Consider the following 4,822-nt stretch of genomic DNA (forward strand, 5'->3'; position numbering starts at 1 on the left):
ACCATGAATGCCGTAGCCAAATGGTGAAATACGACTGTGACTCCATCCAGAATGCGAAATGCGAGGACCCCTTCGATCTTCGACGGGACGCCCGCATCCCCGAATCAACTCCCCCGAAGATTCGCCCCTACGCAGCACCGCATGCTTGAAAAACGGGACTGACTCCCTCCAGGTCCGGCTCAGTAGTCAACGCCGCATTTCACGGACCGACCCTATTCAGAACTCGTCGGTATCCATCCTCACCGAGGCGGCGTCCGCGACGGGCGAAGCGTGGCAGACCAGCACCACCTATTCGTGCTGCGGCATCGAATCGACAACCGACAAGTATGGCATCACCACTTACCACGCGTATGATTCGCTCAATCGCCGGATCAAAACGAACCGCATCGGCGTCACCACCGAAACCGTTCACAACGGCCTGACGATCGAGACCCACCGCTACGCCGAGACCGTGTCCGGTTCCCTCTCCTCGACCCTCGTCGACAACGATGACAACCTGATCGGCAAATCCTCCCGCAACTTGGCCGGGACCTCGATGACCTCCTCCTCGCCCGACCCGACCAAGTCCCAATGGCAGGACGCCAACGTGCCCGAGCCGGGCAAGCTCGTCGATACCACGACCACGATCACCTACCAGCCCGCCGCCGGTCTATCCAAGCGTGTGGTCGTCACCACCCCCGACAACTTCAGCCAGACCACGGACTACTATCTCGACGGGCGCACCCACAAGACCACCGGCGACCTCTCCCCGGCCATGGAGAACGCCTACAGCGTCAACGCCACCGGAGAACTCACCACCCGTGGCTACATCGTCGGCACCGGCCACAATGAAGTCACCGGAACCCAGACCGACCACGCCGGCCGCGTCCTGCTCTCCGGCCATCTATCAAGTCTTGGATCTTCCGTCTTCCAGTCTTCCGTCTCCACCGAATACAACGGCTTGGGCCAGATGGTGAAGTCAGTCGATCCCGACGGCGTCACGACCCTCATGCTCTACAATACTCGTGGAGAGCGCACCATCACCGCGACCGATCTCAATGACAATGACGCCATTGACTATGGCACCGACTCGGTCAGCTTCTCCGAAATGGTCCCAGCCCTCGACGGCAACAGCAACCCCGCCTGGCAGACCGTCAGCAAGGTCTGGCAGGACGGCCAAACCAGCGCCGCAGGCGGCACCGTCGTCTCCACCAGCCTCCGCAGCCCCGACGGGCTTTCCGCCACCAATCAGTCCGTTGGCGTCGCGAACCCCACCACTCGGGTCACGACCCTCGCCGGCGGTGGCGACTGGACCGAAAAGACGACCGCCCCCGACGGCACCGACACCCTGCAAACCTATACCGCCGGTCTCCTCGCATCCTCCGAGGTGCGCGACAGCTCCGACGCGACGATCGAATCGGTCAGCTACGGCTACGACAACTTCAACCGGCAGACCACAAGCACGCACTCCCGCACTGGCACCACCACCACCGCATACCTCTCGGCCACCGCCGATGTCGTCGCCTCTGTCACCGATTCCAACAACCGCGTCACCGCCTTCACCTACGATGTTCGGGGACGCCGCACCGAGGTCGACGCCCCGGACACCCTCATCGCCGGCGGCACCAGCACCAACATCACGATCACCGCCTACAATCCCGACAGCACCGTCCAGGAAACCACCGGAGCCCAGACCTATCGCGTCACCTACGAGTACGACTACGCCGACCGCCGCAAGACCATGACCACTTACGGCACCACCATCGCCGAGACCGAATGGTTCTACAGCCCCACCCGCGGCTTCATGACCCGCAAGGAATACGCCGACGACGAAGGCACCGACTACACCTACACCGCCGCTGGTCGCCTCGCCACCCGCACCTGGGCGCGTGGCGTCGTCACGACCTACGGCTACGACGACGGCGGACGCCTCGTTTCCACCGACTACTCCGACGCCACCCCGGACCTTGTTTTCACCTACGACGCCCTGAATCGCCAGAAGACCGTCACCCGCGGCGGCGTGCTCCACGCCAGCTACGCCTACGACCCCGCCGACCTCGTCCTCGCCGCCGAGCGCCAGCAGATCGACACCCTCAACCGCACCGTCGTGCGCAGCTACGACGCCTTCCTTCGCCCCACCGGCCACACCGCCGGCACGCCCGATGGCACCGATCCCTTCATCGTGGACACCGTCGAAGCCACCGCCACCTGGACCCGCGACACCGCCGGACGCCTCGCCACCGTCACCGGGGGCCCCGCCGCAGGCGGTCCCGCGAACGCGGGATTCACCTACGGCTACACCTACGAGGTCAACGGAGCCGGAAATCATCAGGGTGCCACCGCAGGCACCCTCTTCGAATCCGCCATGCCCTTCACCCTCGACGGCCCCCGGGTCGACACCGCCCTCGAATACGACGCCACCCGAAACGCCCTGCTCGGCCGCACCAACACCTACCCCGGAGGCAGTGGCACCCTTTCCGACTTCGCCTACAGCGTCAACGCCATCGGCCAGCGCGACGGACTGACCACCACCGGCGATGCCTTCGCCACCGACCTCAACTGGGCCTGGGCCTACAACATCCGCGGCGAACTGGTGCAGGCCGACGACCAATCCACCGCCGGCAACGACCGCGCCTACGAATTCGACGGCATCGGCAACCGCCTGTTTTCTGAAATCTCCAGTACGGAAATCTCCGATCCCGCTGGACCAAACACCACCGCCTACACCCCGAACGCCCTCAACCAATACACCGCCATCGGCAGCCAGAGCCCCATCCACGACGACGACGGCAACGTCACCTCCGGCCCGCTTCCGGCGGCCCCGGGCACCACCTCCACCCTGGTCTGGGACGCAGAGAACCGTCTCATCTCGGCGACCGTCGGCACGACCACCACGACCTACACCTACGACCACCTCAGCCGCCTGACCTCCGTGACGACCGGTGGCACCACCGTGCGCTACCTCTACGACGGCTGGAACCGCATCGCCGAATACAACGGCACCACCCAGATCGCCGCCTACCTCTGGGGACTCGACCTCAGCGGTACCCCGCAGGGCGCGGGCGGCGTCGGCGGGCTGCTTGCGATTTCCGCCATTGCAAGCGGCAGCATCGCGGATACCTTCTACCCTGCCTACGACGGCAACGGCAACGTGAGCGAATACGTGAATGCAGCGGGCGCGGAAGTCGCCCACTTCGAATACGACCCCTTCGGCAACCTGACGGTGGATGCGGCAATGAACGCGGCATCGTTCCCCTATCGCTTCTCGACCAAGCCTCAAGACGAAGTAACTGGACTTTATTACTACGGTTACAGGTGGTATGACCCGGTGACCGGCAGGTGGCCATCTAGAGATCCGATCGGGGAAAGGGGTGGCTTCAATCTCTACCGTTTTACCGGCAACAGTGGCATCAGCAAATTTGACCTCCTGGGGCTGATGGTGATCGACGGGGTTGCGGTTACGAGAATAGGCAATGATATTCAACAGGGGCGTGAGGCATCAACGTGGGTCGATACTAGCGCTACGTTTGAATCGAGAAAAGAAGGTCAGAAGTGCTGCGTTCGACTTAAGTCTCTGACATGGCAGGTTTTTATGCGCTATCCATCCAATGAGATGCTGAAAGCAGCGGGATTTGTCACAGATGTGTCACGTCTTCCAGAATTCTTGGAGAAGTACCCAACGCTCAGAGAATGGTACGAAGGAGGGAGGGGTGAAGATGGTCAGGTGATACCTGGTGAGCAATTGAGAACGGAGGCCAGTATCTGGGAGCATGAGATGGCTCATGTCATGCAATACGTGCGGTTTTCTCATGCCGCCCTCACGTCGACGATTCAAGACCTCAAGAAGTTGGAAGAGGGCAAGTGCTACGCCTCGAAGGAGAAGGCAGAGGGTGTTGCTGAGCGGATGTCGGGCGATTACCCAAACAAGTTTCACCAGGCACTTAAAGAAAAATTGCCACCGATAAATGGCTTCTCAGGATCCGAGGCGGAGGCGACCCAAGCGGAAATCGACAAACTGAGAGAGCTTTTTGATGCGCTAAATCGCGGAGGAATCGATGGTGCTGGATTATAATCAGATGACTAGATTCACGGTCATTTTGACAATGATTGTTGGTTTGTGTATCGGGTTGACTCGGGCCGCTGAGACCAGCCATGCGAGCGAGTTCTCTGAGGAGTTCTTTGCGAGGATGGCACGCTTTCTTGAGGGCGAGGAATTTGCTGAGATCCTTGAGCGTGAGCGAGATAAACTTGTCCATAGTATTGCCGAGGTCCGGAGATCGGGCGGAAATTTTGGGGGGGATGGGCTGGCAATCGACGATCCCGTTGTAGTTGCATACATGGCCGGATACTTCCAAGGTTGGGCCTCTTGCTGTGACTATAAGTTCTATCGTGGCCTCCATGGAAAGGATCTCCATAAAGAGGATCTTTTGGAGGCAGGATCGACGAGATTGGCTAGGTATCGTCGTGGCCTGCGGACTGGCTACGCTGCTGCTTACAGCTATAGTAATGATCTAGAGAAGAGCCTCATCAATGAACTCGAGAAAGGTATCCCAGGCTCATAGTGGCATGAGTCGCTCATCGAAGGGAAATCGAACTTTGTTAGATCTGGACTCCGTGCAAGGGGTCGGTGCGTGAATTAGGTCTGGGGTCGGTCCTCGCATTTCGCATTTTCTACGGTGTTCATGGTAGTTTCGGGCGGAATGGTCCTGTTGTTTCCTTCGGTTTCCTGAATCCATGTCGTTCCGCGCTGTTACGCACCAAATTGATATCGTGCCCCGTTTCCCAATTGTGACTGTAGGGATTTCGGGCGGATTCCCACGCTGACATCGATTTTTTCTGCCAT

Annotated in this window: 2 protein-coding genes; both read left to right on the top strand. The window is 60.3% G+C overall.

All coding sequences use genetic code 11. The annotated features are described in order from the left end of the window. Window positions 1-145 precede the first annotated feature (145 nt). Window positions 146-4,051 (top strand): RHS repeat-associated core domain-containing protein, encoded by a 3,906-nt coding sequence (locus tag ACG2LG_RS23525; protein ID WP_396263270.1) that lies wholly within the window; start codon window positions 146-148, stop codon window positions 4,049-4,051. A gap of 4 nt (window positions 4,052-4,055) precedes the next feature. Then, the gene (locus tag ACG2LG_RS23530) at window positions 4,056-4,541 is read left to right on the top strand and encodes a hypothetical protein (protein WP_396263272.1); all 486 of its coding nucleotides are present in this window, start codon (window positions 4,056-4,058) and stop codon (window positions 4,539-4,541) included. Window positions 4,542-4,822: the final 281 nt, after the last annotated feature.

Origin of the sequence: Haloferula sp. A504 (genome assembly GCF_044385805.1) — a bacterium.
In the GTDB taxonomy this organism is placed as follows: domain Bacteria; phylum Verrucomicrobiota; class Verrucomicrobiia; order Verrucomicrobiales; family Akkermansiaceae; genus Haloferula.

What these genes read in the sequence shown, in the direction of transcription:
- ACG2LG_RS23530 (WP_396263272.1), top strand. Translation starts at nt 4,056, where the DNA reads ATGACTAGATTCACGGTCATTTTGACAATGATTGTTGGTTTGTGTATC.